The following is an 18860-nucleotide window of genomic DNA, read 5'->3' as shown; positions in this document are numbered from 1 at the left end:
GCTTATACATTATTCTGCGAAATCAGCCAAACGCAGGATATTTCCTTATTGATCAGCAATTGATCGTTTGTAATACGCTGTTAAAATCTATATGTGAAATTTATCTTAATTAAAATTTTTTGCTACATATTGGATTTCGCATTTTTACCTAAAAAAAATTTATAATTCTCTGAAATACGCCATTTTATCTACACGTTAAACATCAATTACACACTTAATATAAACAAAAATATATCTCGCCGTTAACCTAAGTTCCGCATTGATGCTTTTTTATTATCGTCTTTAACACGCCACATCCGCTCCGATTGATGGAAAGATGTTCAGCCCGCTGCTACGGCCCGCGCCGCAAACGGACGGACGGCGCAGACCCTTTGGTCCTACCAATTCGCTTCAAAGCGAACCACCGTTCACAGTTTCACTGCTCCACTTCACAAAACCATTGCTGAATAGCAACACTTGATTAACCATTTATTGCCATAACCCCTACAACACAAAATTGGATGGACCACTTTTACGCAGACTGTGACGCAGAGTTGAGCGGAGACTCACCCGCAACCCAGGCTGTGTGGTCCTCAGGAGACCTGCATGAGCCTCTGGCAACAAAACTATGACCCAGCCGGGAATATCTGGCTGTCGAGCCTGATCGCATCGCTACCGATCCTGTTCTTCTTCTTTGCGCTGATTAAGCTCAAGCTGAAGGGCTACCTTGCGGCGACATATACCGTTGCCATCGCCCTGCTGGTGGCGCTGTTCTTCTATAAAATGCCGGTCGATCGCGCGCTGGCCTCCGTGGTGTATGGTTTCTTCTACGGCCTGTGGCCAATTGCGTGGATCATCATCGCCGCGGTCTTTGTCTACAAAATCTCGGTCAAAACCGGGCAGTTCGACATTATTCGTTCGTCGATCCTCTCTATTACCCCGGACCAGCGTTTGCAGATGCTGATTGTCGGCTTCTCCTTCGGGGCGTTCCTTGAAGGCGCGGCAGGATTCGGCGCGCCGGTAGCGATTACCGCCGCGCTGCTGGTCGGGTTGGGCTTTAACCCGCTGTATGCCGCTGGCCTGTGCCTGATTGTGAACACTGCGCCGGTGGCGTTTGGCGCGATGGGCATTCCGATTCTTGTGGCGGGTCAGGTGACCGGGCTGGACAGCTTCGAGATTGGCCAGATGGTGGGCCGTCAGCTGCCGTTCCTGACCATTATCGTACTGTTCTGGATCATGGCGATTATGGACGGCTGGCGCGGCGTGAAGGAGACCTGGCCTGCGGTGATGGTGGCGGGCGGTTCGTTCGCGATTGCCCAGTACCTCAGCTCAAACTTCCTCGGCCCGGAACTGCCGGACATCATCTCTTCCCTGGTGTCACTGGTCTGTCTGACGCTGTTCCTGAAGCGCTGGCAGCCGGTACGTATCTTCCGCTTTGCGGACATGGGCGCATCGCACGTGGATCAGACCCTCGCCCGCACCGGCTATACCGCCGGGCAGATCGTCCGCGCGTGGTCGCCGTTCCTGTTCCTGACCGCCACCGTGACGCTGTGGAGCATACCGCCGTTTAAGGCGCTGTTCGCCCCGGGCGGTGCGCTGTACGACATGGTGATTAACATCTCCGTGCCGTTCCTCGACAAGATGGTCGCCCGTATGCCGCCGGTGGTGCACGACGCCACGCCGTATGCGGCCGTGTTTAAGTTTGACTGGTTCTCCGCCACCGGCACGGCCATCCTGTTTGCGGCTATCCTTTCCGTGGTGTGGCTGCGCATGAAGCCTGCCGCCGCGGTGCAGACTTTTGCGGCAACGATTAAAGAGCTGATGCTGCCGATCTACTCCATCGGCATGGTGCTGGCGTTCGCGTTTATCTCGAACTACTCCGGCCTGTCGTCGACGCTGGCGTTAGCGCTGGCGCACACCGGCCACGCATTCACCTTCTTCTCGCCGTTCCTCGGCTGGCTGGGAGTGTTCCTGACCGGTTCCGATACGTCGTCTAACGCCCTGTTTGCCGCCTTACAGGCCACGGCCGCACAGCAGATTGGCGTTTCGGACGTCCTGCTTGTGGCAGCAAACACGACGGGCGGCGTAACCGGGAAGATGATCTCGCCGCAGTCCATCGCCATTGCCTGTGCCGCGGTAGGACTGGTAGGCAAAGAGTCGGATCTGTTCCGCTTTACCGTTAAACACAGCCTGATATTTACCTGCATGGTGGGCGTGATCACCACATTGCAGGCCTATGTCTTAACCTGGATGATTCCATGATAGTGATGCCCAGACGCCTGTCCGACGAGATTGCCACTCGCGTGCGGGCGCTGATTGAAGAACAACAGCTGGAGGCGGGCATGAGATTGCCCGCCGAACGCCAGCTTGCCGCCCAGCTTGGCGTGTCGCGCAATTCACTGCGCGAAGCGCTGGCAACGCTGGTCAGCGAAGGTGTGCTGCTGAGCCGTCGCGGCGGCGGCACTTTTGTGCGCTGGCAGCATGACAACTGGTCCGAGCAAAATATCGTTCAGCCGCTGAAAACGCTGATGGAAAACGACCCGGACTACAGCTTTGACATCCTCGAAGCGCGTCACGCCATCGAGACCAGCACCGCGTGGCACGCGGCGATGCGGGCGACCGACGCCGACAAAGAGAAGCTCAAAGTTTGTTTTGACGCCACGCAAAGCAGCGACCCGGATATCGCCTCGCAGGCCGACGTGCGTTTTCATCTGGCGATTGCCGAGGCGTCCCATAACGTCGTGCTGCTGCAAACCATGCGTGGGTTCTTCGACCTGCTGCAATCCTCCGTGAAGCAGAGCCGCCAGCGCATGTATCTGGTCCCGCCGGTCTTCGCTCAGCTGACCGAACAGCATGAAGCCGTGCTCAACGCCATTCTTGCCGGCGATGCCGAGGCCGCGCGTAAAGCGATGATGGCGCATCTCGGGTTCGTGCACACCACCATTAAACGATTCGATGAAGATCAGGCCCGACAGGCGCGTATTACCCGTCTGCCTGGCGAGAGTGATATTTCCAGGGAGAACAAAGCATGATTATTTCAGCAGCCAGTGACTATCGCGCCGCGGCGCAGCGCATTTTGCCGCCGTTCCTGTTCCACTACATTGACGGCGGGGCCTATGCCGAATATACCCTGCGCCGCAACGTGGAGGATCTCTCTGAGGTGGCCCTGCGCCAGCGTGTGCTGAAGAACATGTCTGACCTGAGCCTTGAGACAAAGCTGTTTAACGAAACGCTCTCCATGCCGGTGGCGCTTGCGCCCGTCGGCTTATGCGGCATGTACGCCCGGCGGGGTGAAGTGCAGGCTGCTGCCGCAGCGGATGCCAAAGGCATTCCGTTTACGCTTTCTACCGTGTCCGTCTGCCCGATTGAAGAGGTCGCGCCGACCATCAAGCGCCCGATGTGGTTCCAGCTGTACGTCCTGCGCGATCGCGGCTTTATGCGTAACGCGCTGGAGCGCGCCAAAGCGGCGGGCTGCTCAACGCTGGTCTTTACCGTCGATATGCCCACGCCCGGCGCCCGCTACCGCGACGCCCACTCCGGCATGAGCGGCCCGAACGCCGCGATGCGCCGCTACTGGCAGGCGGTGACGCATCCGCAGTGGGCGTGGGACGTTGGGCTGAACGGCCGTCCGCACGATCTGGGCAATATTTCGGCCTACCTGGGTAAACCGACCGGGCTGGAAGATTACATCGGCTGGCTGGCGAATAACTTCGATCCGTCGATCTCGTGGAAGGACCTGGAGTGGATCCGCGAATTCTGGGATGGCCCGATGGTGATCAAAGGGATCCTCGATCCGGAAGATGCCCGCGACGCGGTGCGTTTCGGCGCCGACGGGATCGTCGTTTCTAACCACGGCGGACGCCAGCTCGACGGGGTGCTCTCTTCCGCCCGCGCGCTGCCCGCCATTGCCGATGCGGTGAAGGGCGATATTGCGATCCTGGCTGACAGCGGTATTCGTAACGGGCTGGACGTGGTGCGCATGATTGCGCTGGGCGCAGACAGCGTGCTGCTGGGCCGCGCGTACCTCTATGCCCTGGCCACCAGCGGTCAGGCGGGCGTGGCGAACCTGCTGAACCTGATCGAGAAAGAGATGAAGGTGGCGATGACCCTGACCGGTGCGAAGTCGATTAGCGAAATCAGTAAGGATTCGCTGGTGCAGGAGCTGAGTAAACTACCGGCGGCGCTGGCTCCGCTGTCACATGGTGACGCGGCCTGATCTTCTCCCGTTCCCCCTCCTTTCCCCTGCGCCCGATTTCCCCCTCGGGCGCTTTTTTTTGTCGAAAATAACACCTACGTAACATTATGGATAAGAAAATTTGACACACCCTGCCCCTCCGCAATTGTATATACAAGCAAATACAAGAACACAAAAACAACATCACATCGGAGAGGCGCATATGACGTATTCAGGTCGGGTGGATATTCAGCAGGTGATCGATGAAAGCCCCTTTTCAGGGTTTCACTGGCTTCTTATTGTGCTGGGCTTTCTGGTGCTGGCGATCGATGGGTTTGATACCGCAGCGATGGGTTACATTGCGCCTACGCTGTCGGCGGAGTGGGGAATAGATAAACAGGATTTGGGGCCGGTGCTGAGTGCGGCGCTGCTGGGGCTGTCGCTGGGGGCCCTTATTGCAGGTCCGGTATCGGACCGCATGGGACGCAAGCGCGTGCTGGTCTTTTCGTGTCTGTTCTTCGGCCTGGCGAGCCTGGGTACGGCCTGGGCGCAAAGCCTGAATACGCTGACGCTGTGGCGATTTCTGACGGGCCTCGGGCTGGGTGCTGCAATGCCAAACGCCATCACGCTGATCTCGGAGTTTGCTCCTCAGCGCTGCCGCGCCATGGCGATCAATACCATGTACTGCGGCTTTCCGCTGGGTGCGGCGGGCGGCGGGGCGATCTCTTCCTGGCTTATCCCTCACCACGGCTGGCGAAGCGTACTGCTCACCGGCGCGATTGCGCCGCTGATTTTAACCGTGCTGCTGGCGCTGCTGCTGCCGGAATCGGTGAAGTTTCTGGTGCAGCGCGGGAAAGACGTCGCGCAGGTTCGCCGCATCGCCAGCCGGTTCGCCCGCAGCACGCTCGATAGCGTCACGGGCTTTTTCCTGGCGGAAGAAAAGGTGCCGTCTAAAAAAGGGAGCGTGGCGCAGCTTTTTTCCATGCCCTGGCTACCCGGCACCCTGATGCTGTGGGTCACCTACTTTATGGGGCTGGTCATTTACTACGTCCTGCTTAGCTGGATGCCGACGCTGATGCAGGGGATGGGCTATGCGCTGGCGGAGTCCGCCTGGCTGACCTCCCTGTTTACCTTCGGCGGTACCGCAGGCATTCTGCTCGCCGGCTGGATGATGGACCGCTGGGAAGCGCATAAGGTGGTCGCGGGTGGTTTCGTGCTGACGATGGGCCTTATTCTTTTACTGGGCATTGAGCATAACCATATTGTCATGTTTGGCGGGCTGATATTCCTGATGGGGATCGCGATGAACGGCGCGCAGTCGGGCATGCAAACTCTGGCCGCTACCTTTTACCCTACCGAGTGCCGCGCGACGGGTATCGCCTGGATGCAGGGGATCGGCCGCTTCGGTGGCGTGGCGGGCACCATGACCAGCGCCCAGCTTCTTTCCATGCAGTGGCAGGCAGACAGTATTTTAATGATCCTCAGCGTGCCCGCTCTGGTGGCTGCGGCGGCGACCTGCTACAAAATGCTGCGTTGCCGTATACAGGAACCGGGCGTCGCGTAGTCCCTCTCTTTTCTGCTATTCTGCCCCCCGCAATTAAGGGGGCAGCATGCTTAACATCGTCTTATTCGAACCAGAAATCCCACCCAATACCGGCAATATCATCCGCCTGTGCGCCAACACCGGTTTTCGTCTGCACATCATTGAGCCGATGGGCTTCACGTGGGACGACAAACGCCTGCGCCGCGCCGGGCTGGACTACCATGAGTTTACTGCCGTCGTTCGTCATCACGATTACGCCGCGTTTCTGGACGCCGAGAAGCCGCAGCGCATGTTCGCCCTGACCACCAAAGGTACGCCAGCGCACAGCGCCGTAAGCTATCAGGACGGGGATTATCTGATGTTTGGTCCGGAAACCCGCGGCCTGCCGGCCACCATTCTGGATGCCCTGCCAGCCGAGCAAAAAATTCGTATTCCGATGATGCCGGACAGCCGCAGCATGAACCTGTCGAATGCGGTGTCGGTGGTGGTGTATGAGGCGTGGCGCCAGCTGGGATATCCCGGCGCGATACTGCGTAGCTGAAACACTTCGGGTGGCTTGCGCCACCCGATTCGTCGTATTTAGCCTGCTACCGCGATGCGTTTCATATCGGTCATGTAGCCGCGCAGTTTCTGGCCCACTTTCTCGATTTCATGGCTGCGAATCGCTTCGTTTACGTCACGCAGCTGCGCGTTATCAACCGCACCTTCCGCAATCGCTTTGCCCAGATCGCCTGCTTGCAGAGTGGTCATGAACTCTTTCAGCAGCGGCACGCATGCGTAAGAGAACAGGTAGTTACCGTACTCGGCGGTATCGGAGATCACCACGTTCATTTCGTACAGACGCTTACGGGCGATAGTGTTCGCAATCAGCGGCAGTTCGTGCAGTGATTCATAGTACGCCGACTCTTCGATGATGCCGGAATCCACCATGGTTTCGAACGCCAGCTCAACGCCTGCTTTCACCATCGCGATCATCAGTACGCCTTTGTCGAAGTACTCCTGCTCGGTGATTTTGCCATCGTACTGCGGTGCGGTTTCGAACGCGGTTTTACCGGTCTCTTCGCGCCAGGTCAGCAGTTTTTTGTCGTCATTCGCCCAGTCCGCCATCATGCCGGAAGAGAACTCGCCGGAGATAATGTCGTCCATGTGTTTCTGGAACAGCGGCGCCATGATGGTTTTCAGCTGTTCAGAGAGTGCGAACGCGCGCAGTTTTGCCGGGTTGGACAGACGGTCCATCATCAGCGTAATGCCGCCCTGCTTCAGCGCTTCGGTGATGGTTTCCCAGCCGAACTGAATCAGTTTTTCTGCGTAGGCCGGATCGGTACCTTCTTCCACCAGCTTGTCGAAGCACAGCAGAGAGCCGGCCTGGAGCATGCCGCACAGAATGGTCTGCTCGCCCATCAGGTCAGATTTCACTTCCGCAACGAAGGAAGATTCCAGCACGCCCGCACGGTGGCCGCCGGTGGCCGCTGCCCAGGCTTTGGCAATCGCCATGCCTTCGCCTTTCGGATCGTTTTCCGGGTGAACTGCGATAAGCGTCGGTACGCCGAAGCCACGCTTGTACTCTTCACGCACTTCCGTACCCGGGCACTTCGGCGCCACCATCACTACGGTGATGTCTTTACGGATCTGCTCGCCCACTTCAACGATGTTGAAGCCGTGGGAGTAACCCAGCGCGGCGCCGTCTTTCATCAGCGGCTGTACGGAACGCACAACGTCAGAGTGCTGCTTGTCCGGCGTCAGGTTCACCACCAGATCCGCCTGCGGGATCAGCTCTTCGTAGGTACCCACCTTAAAGCCGTTTTCGGTCGCTTTGCGCCAGGAGGCACGCTTTTCAGCAATCGCTTCTTTGCGCAGGGCGTAGGAGATATCCAGCCCGGAGTCACGCATGTTCAGGCCCTGGTTCAGGCCCTGTGCGCCACAGCCGACGATGACCACTTTTTTACCCTGAAGGTAGCTCGCGCCATCGGCAAATTCATCGCGCGCCATGAAGCGGCATTTGCCCAGCTGCGCCAGCTGCTGGCGCAAGTTCAGTGTATTAAAGTAGTTAGCCATGGGTGATACCTCGTGATGTTGTGTGTCTTATTGTTCGGTTCGCGTTTCAGCGAGAATGTACCCACATTACAACAGGAAATTTATTGCGGAAATTGATATATTCACAACGTCACATTGCAGTTTTTGCAATGAAAAAAGAGGGAGTGGAATCGGTGGATTTACGCGATCTAAAAATGTTCCTGCACCTGGCGGAAAGCCGTCACTTTGGCCGCAGCGCCCGGGCGATGCACGTCAGCCCCTCCACGCTTTCGCGCCAGATCCAGCGCCTTGAGGAAGACCTCGGCCAGCCGCTTTTCGTGCGCGATAACCGTACCGTTACCCTTACGGAAGCGGGCGACGAGCTGCGGGTTTTTGCCCAGCAAACCTTGTTGCAGTACCAGCAGCTACGGCACACCATTGACCAGAAGGGGCCGTCGCTCTCTGGTGAGCTGCATATTTTCTGCTCCGTAACGGCAGCCTATAGCCATCTTCCTCCCATTCTTGACCGCTTCCGCGCGGAGCATCCGTCGGTTGAAATTAAACTTACTACCGGCGATGCCGCCGACGCCATGGAAAAAGTGGTGACGGGCGAAGCGGATCTGGCCATTGCCGGGAAGCCCGAAACGCTGCCGGGCGCGGTGGCGTTCTCGATGCTGGAGAATCTGGCGGTGGTGCTGATTGCTCCGGCGCTGCCCTGCCCGGTGCGTAATCAGATATCTGTTGAGAAACCGGACTGGTCCACGGTGCCGTTTATCATGGCCGATCAGGGCCCGGTGCGCCGCCGCATTGAGCTGTGGTTCCGCCGCCAGAAGATCAGCAACCCGTCGATTTACGCCACGGTGGGCGGACATGAGGCGATGGTCTCAATGGTAGCGCTCGGCTGCGGCGTGGCGCTGCTGCCGGAAGTGGTGCTGGAAAACAGCCCGGAGCCGGTGCGCAACCGCGTGATGATTCTGGAGCGCAGCGACGAGAAAACGCCGTTTGAGCTTGGCGTATGTGCGCAAAAAAAGCGGCTGCATGAGCCGCTTATTGATGCGTTCTGGAAGATATTGCCGAACCACTAGCCTGCCAGAAAGAACCTGAACGCCGGGTTGTGGGTTTCGTCATGGCACTCATAGCCCAGCTCGTTCAGGCGCGTTTCAAAATCCGGCTCGTGCTCGCCCAGCTCGAACGCCGCCAGCACGCGGCCATAGTCGGTGCCGTGGCTACGGTAGTGGAACAGGGAGATGTTCCAGTGCGTGCCCAGCGTGTGCAGGAACTTGAGCAGCGCGCCCGGTGATTCCGGGAACTCGAAGCTGAACAGGCGTTCCTGGAGCGGTTTCGAGGGACGCCCGCCGACCATATAGCGCACGTGCAGCTTCGCCATTTCATCGTCGGAGAGATCGACCACGCTGTAGCCGCCTTCATGCAGCAGGCTGAGGATCTCTTTGCGCTCCTCCACGCCCCGGCTCAGACGCACGCCGACAAAAATGCAGGCATCTTTCGCATCGGCAAAGCGGTAGTTGAACTCCGTTACCGAGCGTCCCCCCAGCAGCTGGCAGAACTTCAGGAAGCTGCCCTTCTCTTCCGGGATGGTCACTGCCAGCAGCGCTTCACGCTGTTCGCCCAGCTCGCAGCGCTCGGAAACGTAGCGCAGACCATGGAAGTTCACGTTGGCACCCGACAGCACGTGCGCCAGACGCTCGCCGCGGACGTGGTGCTGGGCGATGTATTTTTTCATACCCGCCAGCGCCAGCGCGCCGGACGGCTCCGCCACCGCACGTACATCTTCGAACAGATCTTTCATTGCCGCGCAGATGGCGTCGCTGTCGACGGTGACGATATCGTCCAGATACTCCTGGCACAGACGGAACGTTTCATCGCCAATGCGCTTCACCGCCACGCCCTCGGCAAACAGCCCGACGCGCGGCAGATCCACCGGATATCCGGCGTCCAGCGCCGCCTTCAGGCAGGCAGAGTCTTCCGCTTCAACTGCAATCACCTTGATCTGCGGCATTAGCTGTTTGATCAGCACCGCCACGCCTGCCGCCAGCCCGCCGCCGCCCACCGGGACGAAGACGCGGTCGAGATGGGCATCCTGCTGCAACAGCTCAAGCGCCAGCGTGCCCTGCCCGGCAATCACCATCGGGTGGTCGAACGGCGGCACCCAGGTGAAGCCCTGCTGCTGCGCCAGCTCAATCGCTTTGGCTTTGGCTTCGTCAAAATTCGCGCCGTGGAGCAGCACTTCCCCGCCAAAACCGCGCACCGCGTCGACTTTGATATCCGCGGTGGCAACCGGCATCACGATCAGCGCCTTCAGCCCTAAACGGGCCGAGGAGAACGCCACGCCCTGCGCATGGTTGCCCGCCGACGCGGTAATGACGCCGCGCGCTTTCTGCTCGTCCGTCAGCCCCGCCATCATCGCGTAGGCACCGCGCAGCTTAAAGCTGTGCACCGGCTGGCGGTCTTCGCGCTTCACCAGAATGACGTTGTCGAGGCGCGAGGAGAGTTTTTCCATTTTTTGCAGGGGCGTGACCTGCACGGCTTCATAGACCGGCGCGCGTAGCACCGCTCTCAGATATTCCGCCCCCTCAGGAGCGGCGGATAAGGGTTGTGACTCAGCCATCATTAGCCCCCAAGTTTAGATTTATCGCGCACCGCGCCTTTATCTGCACTGGTTGCAAGGCTCGCGTAGGCGCGCAGGGCGAAGGAGACTTCACGCTGGCGATCTTTCGGCGTCCAGGCTTTGTCGCCGCGCGCTTCCTGCGCTTCACGACGGGCCGCAATCTCCTGATCGCTCAGCTTCAGCTGAATGCCGCGATTCGGAATGTCGATTTCGATCAGGTCGCCATCTTCGATGATTGCGATGTTGCCGCCGCTTGCCGCTTCCGGGGAGACGTGGCCGATGGAGAGACCAGACGTGCCGCCGGAGAAACGGCCGTCGGTGATCAGCGCGCAGGCTTTACCGAGGCCCATCGATTTCAGGAAGGTGGTCGGGTAGAGCATCTCCTGCATGCCCGGACCGCCTTTCGGCCCTTCGTAGCGAATGACAACCACGTCGCCTTCCACCACTTTGCCGCCGAGGATGGCCTCTACCGCCTCGTCCTGGCTTTCGTACACTTTCGCCGGACCGGTGAATTTCAGGATACTGTCGTCCACGCCTGCGGTTTTCACGATGCAGCCGTTTTCCGCAAAGTTACCGTACAGCACGGCCAGACCACCGTCTTTACTGTAGGCGTGCTCCAGCGAGCGGATGCAGCCTTCAGCGCGGTCGTCGTCCAGCGTGTCCCAGCGGCAATCCTGCGAGAACGCCTGGGTGGTGCGAATACCCGCCGGACCGGCGCGGAACATCTTTTTCACCGCGTCGTCTTTGGTCAGCATTACATCGTATTGATCCAGCGATTCCGGCAGCGTCAGGCCAAGGACGTTTTTCACGTCGCGGTTCAGCAGCCCGGCGCGATCCAGCTCGCCAAGGATACCGATGACGCCACCCGCACGGTGCACGTCTTCCATGTGGTACTTCTGGGTACTCGGCGCGACTTTACACAGCTGCGGCACTTTGCGGGAGAGCTTGTCGATGTCGCTCATGGTGAAGTCGATTTCGGCTTCCTGCGCGGCGGCCAGCAGGTGCAGAACGGTGTTGGTGGAGCCGCCCATGGCGATATCCAGCGTCATGGCGTTTTCGAACGCCGCTTTACTGGCGATATTGCGCGGCAGCGCGCTGGCATCGTCCTGCTCGTAGTAGCGTTTGGTCAGCTCAACGATACGTTTACCGGCGTTGAGGAACAGCTGCTTACGGTCGGCGTGGGTCGCCAGCAGCGAGCCGTTGCCCGGCTGAGACAGGCCCAGCGCTTCGGTCAGGCAGTTCATGGAGTTGGCCGTGAACATGCCGGAACAGGAGCCGCAGGTCGGGCACGCGGAGCGTTCCACCTGATCGCTCTGCTCGTCAGAGACTTTCGGGTCTGCGCCCTGGATCATCGCATCGACCAGGTCGAGCTTGATGATTTTGTCGGAGAGCTTGGTTTTACCCGCCTCCATCGGACCACCGGAGACGAAGATCACCGGAATGTTCAGACGCAGGGAGGCCATCAGCATCCCCGGGGTGATTTTGTCGCAGTTGGAGATACAGACCATCGCATCGGCGCAATGGGCATTGACCATATACTCCACCGAGTCGGCGATCAGCTCGCGCGACGGCAGTGAATAGAGCATTCCCCCGTGGCCCATTGCGATACCGTCATCCACCGCAATGGTGTTGAACTCTTTCGCCACGCCGCCGGAGGCTTCGATTTGCTCGGCAACCAGCTTACCGAGATCGCGCAGATGCACGTGGCCCGGTACAAACTGGGTGAAGGAGTTCACCACGGCGATAATTGGCTTGCCGAAATCGGCGTCGGTCATTCCGGTGGCGCGCCACAATGCGCGGGCACCCGCCATGTTACGGCCGTGGGTGGTGGTGGCTGAACGATACTTAGGCATGCTTTATTGACTCCCGTCTGACTATTTAATGGGACGGTGCGTGCCGTCCCACATTTATATTTAGTGATTAACCTGATCCAACCAGCCGTATTTGTCTTCTGTTTCGCCGGTGAAGAGGCCGAAGAAGGCTTGCTGGATGCGTTTGGTCACCGGACCACAGCGGCCTTCACCCACCTGGATACCGTCGACGCTGCGAACCGGCGTGATTTCAGCCGCGGTACCGGACATGAACACTTCGTCTGCCAGGTAGAGGGATTCGCGGGACAGCACCTGCTCACGCACTTCGATACCCAGATCTTTCGCCAGCTTGATGATGGCGTCGCGGGTGATGCCCGGCAGCGCGGAAGAGGTGAACGGCGGGGTAAACAGAATGCCGTCTTTTACTTCAAACAGGTTTTCGCCCGCGCCTTCTGAGATGTAGCCGTTCACGTCGAGGGCGATGCCTTCCTGATAGCCGTGGCGGCGCGCTTCGCTGCCGACCAGCAGTGAGGAGAGGTAGTTACCGCCCGCTTTAGCGGCGGTCGGGATGGTGTTTGGCGCCACGCGGTTCCAGGAAGAAACCATTGCGTCGATCCCCTGATCCAGTGCTTCTGCGCCCAGGTAGGCGCCCCACGGGAACGCAGCAATGATCATATCAGTGTTGTAACCGGCCGGCGGGTTCACGCCCATGCCCACATCACCCACGAAGACCAGCGGACGAATATAGGCGCTGGTCAGTTTATTCTGGCGAATCACTTCGCGGCAGGCTTCCATCAGCTCATCAACGCTTTGAGAGACCGGGAAACGATAAATTTTGGCTGAGTCATGCAGACGCTGCATGTGTTCGCGATGGCGGAACACCACTGGCCCTTTGTGAGAATCGTAGCAACGGATGCCTTCAAACACGGAGGTACCGTAGTGCAGCGCATGGGACATCACGTGAACTTTCGCGTCTTCCCAGCGAACCATCTCCCCATTGAACCAAATGTAATCAGCTTTTTTTGTCGTCATTTTTTCGTCCTGTCACGCTTAAGCGCGGATTTGTTGTGATGTGGTTGTGCTCTGGCAGATGGCAACATGGGCAACGTCTACCAGCTTTGATAACTGACTAAACAGTAAGTCGACCGGCCGCGGGCTGGCAACGGTTAATTCGATACTGATGTTCTGCGCGTCGGTGGCCGTTTCCATATTCATAGAGCAAATCTGAAAGCCACGGTGACGGACCACGCGCAATACGCGTTCTAACGTTTCCGGGTTGAAGCGAGCCTGCACGGCGACCTGATGTTGCATCATGATAATTTCTCCAGCATTTGTGAGTTACTGGCACCGGGCGGTACCAACGGCCAGACGTTCTCAAGCTCGTCGATTGAGACATGAAGCAGGTATGGCCCTTCGCTTGACAGCATGGTGTCGAGTGCCGCTTCAACCTGGTCTTTACGGGTGATGTGCTGGCCAGGAATGCCGAAGGCGCTGGCCAGGGTGAGGAAATCGGGGTTATCGGTCAGGGTTGTTTCGCTGTAACGCTCCTGGAAGAACAGCTGCTGCCACTGGCGAACCATCCCTAAACGCTGGTTATCGAGCAACACGATCTTCAGCGGTAACTGCTTGCGCTTCACGGTGCCGAGCTCCTGAACGTTCATCATGAAGGAGCCGTCACCGGAGATACAGATAACGGTATCGTTCGGGCGGGCCACCTGTGCACCTACGGCTGCCGGCAGGCCAAAGCCCATCGTGCCTAAGCCGCTGGAGGTGATGAAGTTCTCCGGGCGAGTGTAGGTCATGTGCTGGGCTGACCACATCTGATGCTGGCCCACATCCGTCGTCACCACGCTGTCGGCGGGTTTACGGTCGGACAACTGCTTCAACAGCAGCGGCGCGTAGATGGCATCGCCTGGGTGATCGTAACGCCAGGCATGCTCAGCGTGCATGTCTGCGGTGTGCTGACGCCATGCGTTGATATCCAGCGGCTGCTCCAGCGCCGGTAACAGCGCGTTAAGATCGCCCTGCAATGCCACGTGCGCCTGACGCAGTTTGTTCATCTCCGCCGGATCGATATCCATATGAATCACTTTGGCATTCGGCGCGAAGGTATTCAGCTTGCCGGTGACGCGGTCGTCGAAACGGGCGCCTGCGACGATGAGCAAGTCGCACTCCTGCACCGCCAGGTTTGCCGCTTTGGTGCCGTGCATTCCCAGCATGCCTAAGTAATACGGGTAGTCCGCGTCGACTGCGCCCAGGCCTTTCAGGGTACAGGTGGCGGGCATTTGCGTGGTCGCAATGAACGCGCGAAGCGCCGGAACAGCCTGCGCCATACCCACCCCGCCGCCGACGTACAGCATCGGCTGCTTCGCCTGCGCCATCATCTGACGTGCCTCTTCAACGTCTGCATGCGGAAACGCATCGTCGCTTTTCACGGTGGAGAAATGCGGCTCCAGATCGCCAGGTGCAACCTGGATATCTTTCGGGATATCCACCAGAACCGGGCCAGGACGGCCAGAGCTGGCAACCTCGAACGCTTCGGCCATCACGCGAGGCAGCTCTTCGAGGGACTGAACGAGGAAGCTGTGCTTAGTACAGGCCAGCGATAAACCGAGCACGTCCACTTCCTGGAAGGCATCGGTGCCGATGAACGGTGAGGCCACTTGGCCGGTGATCGCCACCACGGGAACGGAATCGAGCAGTGCGTCAGCCAGGCCGGTAATCAGGTTCGTTGCGCCAGGGCCCGAGGTTGCCATACAGACGCCGGTTTTACCGGTGGCACGGGCATAGCCGATGGCGGCCATCGCTGCGCCCTGCTCGTGCCGGCACAACAGGTGTTCCACGCCGCCGTCATACAGTGCATCGTAAATCGGCATAATTGCGCCACCCGGATAACCGAATACGGTTTCAACTCCCTGCGCGCGCAACGCATGTACTACCCATTGTGCCCCATTCATAGTCAGTTCCCCGTCATAAATCTGGAGAAACAGAATTTTGTGCTAGTCGTCATTCTCTGCTCCTCATTTAAGTTTTTTAGTCATAAAAAAACCCCCGGACCTTTCGGTGCGGGGGTCTTAGTTCGTTAAGGCTTGATTCTTAAGCCTTTCCTCGTCCAAGTGCAGCCCCGCACGGTGGGATAATAATCACCACCACGCTAATCACGACCAGGCTAATCACTCGTAGAAGGGCTGTCATTTTCAGTTCTTTTTGCATCTTGTTCGAAGGAATACCTAAAGAGTTACCACAGATATTTCATCTGACACAAGATTTTTTTATGACCCATTTCTTTAGCACGCGAACTATTTCTTTGAAAATCGTTGTTTTATATAGGGAAAAAATAGAAATGAAGATTTTTCATTTTTTTCCTGATTCTTCAGGCAAGGCACGCATGATTTATTTTTTGCGAAGCGGCTTCCGCCACCATGTAACGTTTACATTTTGCTGCTAAAAGGCATGAACGCGCGTCGTAAATCAGCAATTCAATGCTAAACAGAAAAACACGAGACTGGCATAGTAACCGCCAAGGAGGGCTTATGTCACTGTCAGTTGTTTATACACGCGCGGCTATCGGAGTGAAGGCCCCGCTCATCTCTGTAGAGGTTCATTTAAGCAATGGCCTGCCCGGATTGACGCTGGTCGGCTTACCGGAAACCACCGTTAAAGAGGCGAGGGATCGCGTGCGCAGCGCCATTATCAATAGCGGTTATGCTTTTCCCGCGAAGAAGATCACCATCAACCTGGCACCCGCTGATTTGCCAAAGGAGGGTGGGCGATATGATTTACCTATTGCTATAGCGCTTCTCGCGGCTTCTGAACAGCTCAACACGACAGGGCTAAGCTCGTGCGAGTTCGTGGGTGAATTAGCGCTTACAGGCGCGTTAAGAGGCGTTCCCGGTGCAATATCGGGTGCGCTTGAAGCCATACGTGCGGGAAGACAAATCATTGTAGCCAATGAAAATGCCTCTGAAGTAAGCCTTATCGCCGAAAAGGGGTGTCTGATAGCGGGACATTTGCAGGAGGTTTGCGCCTGGCTTGAAGGCCGACACGAACTTGCCGAACCGCAGGAGAAGGAGGAGGAGACGCCAGATTCAACTGAGGATCTCAGCGATATTATGGGTCAGGACCAGGGTAAGCGGGCGTTAGAGATCACTGCCGCGGGCGGGCATAACCTGTTACTGATAGGTCCGCCAGGCACGGGGAAAACGATGCTGGCGAGCAGGTTGAACGGCCTCCTGCCACCCCTCAATAATCACGAAGCGCTGGAAAGCGCCGCGATATTTAGCCTGGTCAGTTCTACGTCGTTGCATAAACAGTGGCGCCGCCGCCCTTTCCGCTCGCCGCACCACAGTGCATCTCTTACCGCGATGGTGGGCGGAGGGTCGATTCCCGGGCCGGGTGAAATCTCTCTGGCGCACAACGGCATTCTGTTCCTGGATGAACTGCCTGAGTTTGAACGCCGCGTGCTGGATGCATTGCGGGAGCCGATTGAATCCGGCGAGATCCATCTCTCTCGTACACGCGCCAAAATAAGCTACCCTGCGCAGTTTCAGCTGGTCGCCGCGATGAACCCTAGCCCAACGGGCCATTATCAGGGTAACCATAACCGCTGTACGCCGGAGCAGACGCTACGCTATCTGAGTAAGCTGTCCGGGCCCTTTCTCGACCGTTTTGATTTATCTCTGGAGATCCCCCTGCCACCGCCCGGTCTGTTGAGGCAAAGCGGTATTAGAGGCGAAAGCTCAGCAGCGGTACGCGAACGGGTTATTGCGGCACAGGCGCGGCAGTATGCTCGACAGAACAGGCTGAATGCCCGCCTGGATAACGCCGGGATCCGACAGTTTTGTTCTCTTAATGCCGAAGATGCAGGCTGGCTGGAAGAGACGCTGACGCGGTTTGGACTATCCATTCGCGCGTGGCAGCGTTTGTTGAAGGTCGCGCGCACCGTCGCCGACGTAGAAGGCTGCCCCGGAATTGAGAGGCGGCATTTGCAGGAGGCATTAAGCTACCGTGCGATCGATCGGCTGCTGCTGCATCTGCAAAAAATGCTGGCGTAAAAAAAGGGGCCGTAGCCCCTTCTCTTCTTAATCGTCAGACTCGGTGTAGTCTTCTGCACCTTCCATCTGCGGCTTACCGCCAGACAGCGTATGGAAACGCTTAGGACGCTTGATGCGAGCCATATACTTGATCCATACACGTTCTGCATCAGACTGCGGCTCACGCTCACCACGGCAAACAGAGACAAACTGTTTTTCATCTTCGGTTGCCGGTTCACGTTTACCCAGATCCAGCTCGTTGAAGGCATAACCATGGCGCTCAAGAAGTTGAGCTTCTTTGATAGTGAAATCGCCGTGACGAGAGAACCCGCGCGGATAATGTTTATTGTCGAAAAAACGATTAGTCGTCGTAAAGCTTTCCGCCATCCTACACGCTCCTAATTCTTTGGCCGAGCTATTTATGGCGCGGAGTATTAGTTACGCTTGACAGAGTGTAAAACAAAACATTTAAATCATAACGACAAATAATTTTGTGGAGAAAAATGTGGATACGGAATTGCTAAAAACTTTCCTCGAAGTGAGCAGAACGCGACACTTTGGGCGAGCAGCTGAAGCCCTCTACCTGACGCAGTCAGCAGTCAGTTTTCGTATTCGACAACTGGAAAATCAACTGGGTGTGAACCTTTTTACCCGTCATCGCAACAATATCCGCTTAACGCCAGCCGGTGAAAAACTGCTGCCGTATGCAGAAACCTTGATGAATACCTGGCAGGCGGCGCGAAAGGAGGTTGCGCACACTTCCCGGCACAATGAATTCTCAATCGGTGCCAGCGCATCACTGTGGGAATGCATGCTCAGCCAGTGGCTTATGCGGCTATATCGTACATATAATCATCTGCAATTTGAGGCGAGGATTGCGCAACGTCAGTCACTGGTTAAGCAACTCCACGAGCGTCAGCTGGATCTGCTGATCACCACAGAAGCCCCCAAGATGGACGAATTTAGCAGCCAGATTGTTGGGCAGTTTAGTCTGGCGCTCTATGCATCGGAGCCTGCAATGATGAAGGCTGACCTTAATTATTTACGCCTGGAATGGGGACCTGACTTTCAGCAGCATGAGACGGGGTTAATTGCCAGCGATGATATCCCGCAGCTCACGACAAGCTCTGCGGAGATCGCCTGCCAGCAACTTCCCGCACTGAAGGGTTGCACGTGGCTACCTGTTCGCTGGGCGGATAATAAATCTGCACTCCACGTTGTTACCGATTCGACGACGCTCTCCAGGCCGCTGTATGCCATTTGGCTGCAAAACAGCGACAAGCAATCGCAGATAAAAGATCTGTTAAAAACCAGCATACTGGATTAACGCAAAAGCCTGCGGAGACGCAGGCTGCTTAGTCTTCAGAAGGAATTTCAGCCGTTTTGCAGGCAAAAAAAAATCCTTTGCCGAAGCAAAGGATTCTATATGGCAGGGGCGGAGAGACTCGAACTCGCGACACCCGGTTTTGGAGACCGGTGCTCTACCAACTGAGCTACGCCCCTAAAGTTTTTTGCCATTAAGCCTGCCGGGAGGGCAGGCTTAATGTCTTAATAAGTGGCGGAACGGACGGGACTCGAACCCGCGACCCCCTGCGTGACAGGCAGGTATTCTAACCGACTGAACTACCGCTCCACCGAATACTTCTGTAACCACCGGATTAATGCACCGGCTTACTACTTA

17 protein-coding genes and 2 tRNA genes are annotated in these 18860 nt (G+C 57.4%); 8 read left to right on the top strand and 11 right to left on the bottom strand.

The features are described from left to right. Positions 1–585 precede the first annotated feature (585 nt). The 5 genes from lldP (at position 586) to trmL (ending at position 6237) form a co-directional block, all read left to right on the top strand. A complete protein-coding gene (gene lldP / locus IM267_RS11585; protein ID WP_003860175.1) occupies positions 586–2241 on the top strand; it encodes an L-lactate permease in 1656 nt (551 codons plus the stop codon). After that, the gene (gene lldR, locus IM267_RS11580) at positions 2238–3011 is read left to right on the top strand and encodes a transcriptional regulator LldR (RefSeq protein WP_193033437.1); all 774 of its coding nucleotides are present in this window, start codon (positions 2238–2240) and stop codon (positions 3009–3011) included. Before lldP ends, lldR begins: the two co-directional genes overlap by 4 nt. Next, positions 3008–4195 carry a quinone-dependent L-lactate dehydrogenase gene (gene lldD / locus IM267_RS11575; protein ID WP_193033436.1) on the top strand — a complete coding sequence of 396 codons (1188 nt, stop codon included), beginning with the start codon at positions 3008–3010 and terminating at the stop codon, positions 4193–4195. Before lldR ends, lldD begins: the two co-directional genes overlap by 4 nt. Before the next feature lie 181 nt (positions 4196–4376). After that, a complete protein-coding gene (locus tag IM267_RS11570; protein WP_193033435.1) occupies positions 4377–5717 on the top strand; it encodes an aromatic acid/H+ symport family MFS transporter in 1341 nt (446 codons plus the stop codon). A 46-nt stretch (positions 5718–5763) separates the two neighbouring features. Beyond that, complete coding sequence (gene trmL, locus IM267_RS11565) at positions 5764–6237, top strand: tRNA (uridine(34)/cytosine(34)/5-carboxymethylaminomethyluridine(34)-2'-O)-methyltransferase TrmL (protein ID WP_022649772.1); 474 nt, start codon at positions 5764–5766, stop codon at positions 6235–6237. A gap of 38 nt (positions 6238–6275) precedes the next feature. Here trmL and ilvC read toward each other — a convergent pair whose 3' ends face one another. Next, positions 6276–7751 (bottom strand): ketol-acid reductoisomerase, encoded by a 1476-nt coding sequence (ilvC, locus tag IM267_RS11560; protein WP_063865878.1) that lies wholly within the window; start codon positions 7749–7751, stop codon positions 6276–6278. A gap of 152 nt (positions 7752–7903) precedes the next feature. Between ilvC and ilvY the strand changes: the two genes are divergently transcribed. Then, positions 7904–8794 (top strand): HTH-type transcriptional activator IlvY, encoded by an 891-nt coding sequence (gene ilvY, locus IM267_RS11555; RefSeq protein WP_063449990.1) that lies wholly within the window; start codon positions 7904–7906, stop codon positions 8792–8794. Here ilvY and ilvA read toward each other — a convergent pair. The 7 genes from ilvA to ilvL form a co-directional block, all read right to left on the bottom strand. Continuing rightward, complete coding sequence (ilvA, locus tag IM267_RS11550; RefSeq protein WP_193033451.1) at positions 8791–10335, bottom strand: threonine ammonia-lyase, biosynthetic; 1545 nt, start codon at positions 10333–10335, stop codon at positions 8791–8793. The genes ilvY and ilvA overlap by 4 nt on opposite strands. Positions 10336–10337: 2 nt before the next feature. Next, a complete protein-coding gene (gene ilvD / locus IM267_RS11545) occupies positions 10338–12188 on the bottom strand; it encodes a dihydroxy-acid dehydratase (protein WP_028014820.1) in 1851 nt (616 codons plus the stop codon). A 60-nt stretch (positions 12189–12248) separates the two neighbouring features. Continuing rightward, entirely contained in the window at positions 12249–13178 is a 930-nt protein-coding gene (locus IM267_RS11540; protein WP_193033434.1) for a branched-chain amino acid transaminase, read from the bottom strand. An 18-nt stretch (positions 13179–13196) separates the two neighbouring features. Then, the gene (gene ilvM / locus IM267_RS11535) at positions 13197–13460 is read right to left on the bottom strand and encodes an acetolactate synthase 2 small subunit (RefSeq protein ID WP_003860184.1); all 264 of its coding nucleotides are present in this window, start codon (positions 13458–13460) and stop codon (positions 13197–13199) included. Continuing rightward, positions 13457–15103: an acetolactate synthase 2 catalytic subunit gene (gene ilvG / locus IM267_RS11530; RefSeq protein ID WP_193033433.1), complete on the bottom strand. Its 1647-nt coding sequence runs from the start codon at positions 15101–15103 to the stop codon at positions 13457–13459. The genes ilvM and ilvG overlap by 4 nt, the downstream gene beginning before the upstream one ends. Positions 15104–15105: 2 nt before the next feature. Then, positions 15106–15156: a peptide IlvX gene (ilvX, locus tag IM267_RS11525; protein WP_166792073.1), complete on the bottom strand. Its 51-nt coding sequence runs from the start codon at positions 15154–15156 to the stop codon at positions 15106–15108. Between the two features lie 86 nt (positions 15157–15242). Beyond that, positions 15243–15341 (bottom strand): ilv operon leader peptide, encoded by a 99-nt coding sequence (gene ilvL, locus IM267_RS11520; protein WP_001311244.1) that lies wholly within the window; start codon positions 15339–15341, stop codon positions 15243–15245. A 338-nt stretch (positions 15342–15679) separates the two neighbouring features. Here ilvL and IM267_RS11515 point away from each other — a divergent pair, with 338 nt between their 5' ends. Continuing rightward, positions 15680–17200: a YifB family Mg chelatase-like AAA ATPase gene (locus IM267_RS11515; RefSeq protein ID WP_193033432.1), complete on the top strand. Its 1521-nt coding sequence runs from the start codon at positions 15680–15682 to the stop codon at positions 17198–17200. Between the two features lie 27 nt (positions 17201–17227). Here IM267_RS11515 and IM267_RS11510 read toward each other — a convergent pair whose 3' ends face one another. Further along, the gene (locus tag IM267_RS11510; protein ID WP_006808641.1) at positions 17228–17566 is read right to left on the bottom strand and encodes a DUF413 domain-containing protein; all 339 of its coding nucleotides are present in this window, start codon (positions 17564–17566) and stop codon (positions 17228–17230) included. A gap of 118 nt (positions 17567–17684) precedes the next feature. On the opposite strand from IM267_RS11510, the gene hdfR reads away from it, so the two are divergent. Beyond that, positions 17685–18506, top strand: a complete 822-nt coding sequence (hdfR, locus tag IM267_RS11505; RefSeq protein WP_193033431.1) for an HTH-type transcriptional regulator HdfR — start codon at positions 17685–17687, stop codon at positions 18504–18506. A 100-nt stretch (positions 18507–18606) separates the two neighbouring features. Here hdfR and IM267_RS11500 read toward each other — a convergent pair. Further along, a tRNA-Trp gene (locus tag IM267_RS11500) sits at positions 18607–18682 on the bottom strand. 53 nt (positions 18683–18735) lie between these two features. Next, positions 18736–18812, bottom strand: a tRNA-Asp gene (locus tag IM267_RS11495). Between the last annotated feature and the right edge of the window lie 48 nt (positions 18813–18860).

Origin of the sequence: Enterobacter cloacae complex sp. P15RS (assembly GCF_014895905.1) — a bacterium.
In the GTDB taxonomy this organism is placed as follows: domain Bacteria; phylum Pseudomonadota; class Gammaproteobacteria; order Enterobacterales; family Enterobacteriaceae; genus Enterobacter; species Enterobacter quasihormaechei.
This window is presented reverse-complemented; position numbering and strand designations above follow the sequence as displayed.

Bases quoted from the DNA above. Each gene is read 5' to 3' on its own strand.
- lldP (WP_003860175.1), top strand. From the start codon at position 586: ATGAGCCTCTGGCAACAAAACTATGACCCAGCCGGGAATATCTGGCTG.
- lldR (WP_193033437.1), top strand. From the start codon at position 2,238: ATGATAGTGATGCCCAGACGCCTGTCCGACGAGATTGCCACTCGCGTG.
- lldD (WP_193033436.1), top strand. From the start codon at position 3,008: ATGATTATTTCAGCAGCCAGTGACTATCGCGCCGCGGCGCAGCGCATT.
- IM267_RS11570 (WP_193033435.1), top strand. From the start codon at position 4,377: ATGACGTATTCAGGTCGGGTGGATATTCAGCAGGTGATCGATGAAAGC.
- trmL (WP_022649772.1), top strand. From the start codon at position 5,764: ATGCTTAACATCGTCTTATTCGAACCAGAAATCCCACCCAATACCGGC.
- ilvC (WP_063865878.1), bottom strand. From the start codon at position 7,751: ATGGCTAACTACTTTAATACACTGAACTTGCGCCAGCAGCTGGCGCAG.
- ilvA (WP_193033451.1), bottom strand. From the start codon at position 10,335: ATGGCTGAGTCACAACCCTTATCCGCCGCTCCTGAGGGGGCGGAATAT.
- ilvD (WP_028014820.1), bottom strand. From the start codon at position 12,188: ATGCCTAAGTATCGTTCAGCCACCACCACCCACGGCCGTAACATGGCG.
- IM267_RS11540 (WP_193033434.1), bottom strand. From the start codon at position 13,178: ATGACGACAAAAAAAGCTGATTACATTTGGTTCAATGGGGAGATGGTT.
- ilvM (WP_003860184.1), bottom strand. From the start codon at position 13,460: ATGATGCAACATCAGGTCGCCGTGCAGGCTCGCTTCAACCCGGAAACG.
- ilvG (WP_193033433.1), bottom strand. From the start codon at position 15,103: ATGAATGGGGCACAATGGGTAGTACATGCGTTGCGCGCGCAGGGAGTT.
- ilvL (WP_001311244.1), bottom strand. From the start codon at position 15,341: ATGACAGCCCTTCTACGAGTGATTAGCCTGGTCGTGATTAGCGTGGTG.
- IM267_RS11515 (WP_193033432.1), top strand. From the start codon at position 15,680: ATGTCACTGTCAGTTGTTTATACACGCGCGGCTATCGGAGTGAAGGCC.
- IM267_RS11510 (WP_006808641.1), bottom strand. From the start codon at position 17,566: ATGGCGGAAAGCTTTACGACGACTAATCGTTTTTTCGACAATAAACAT.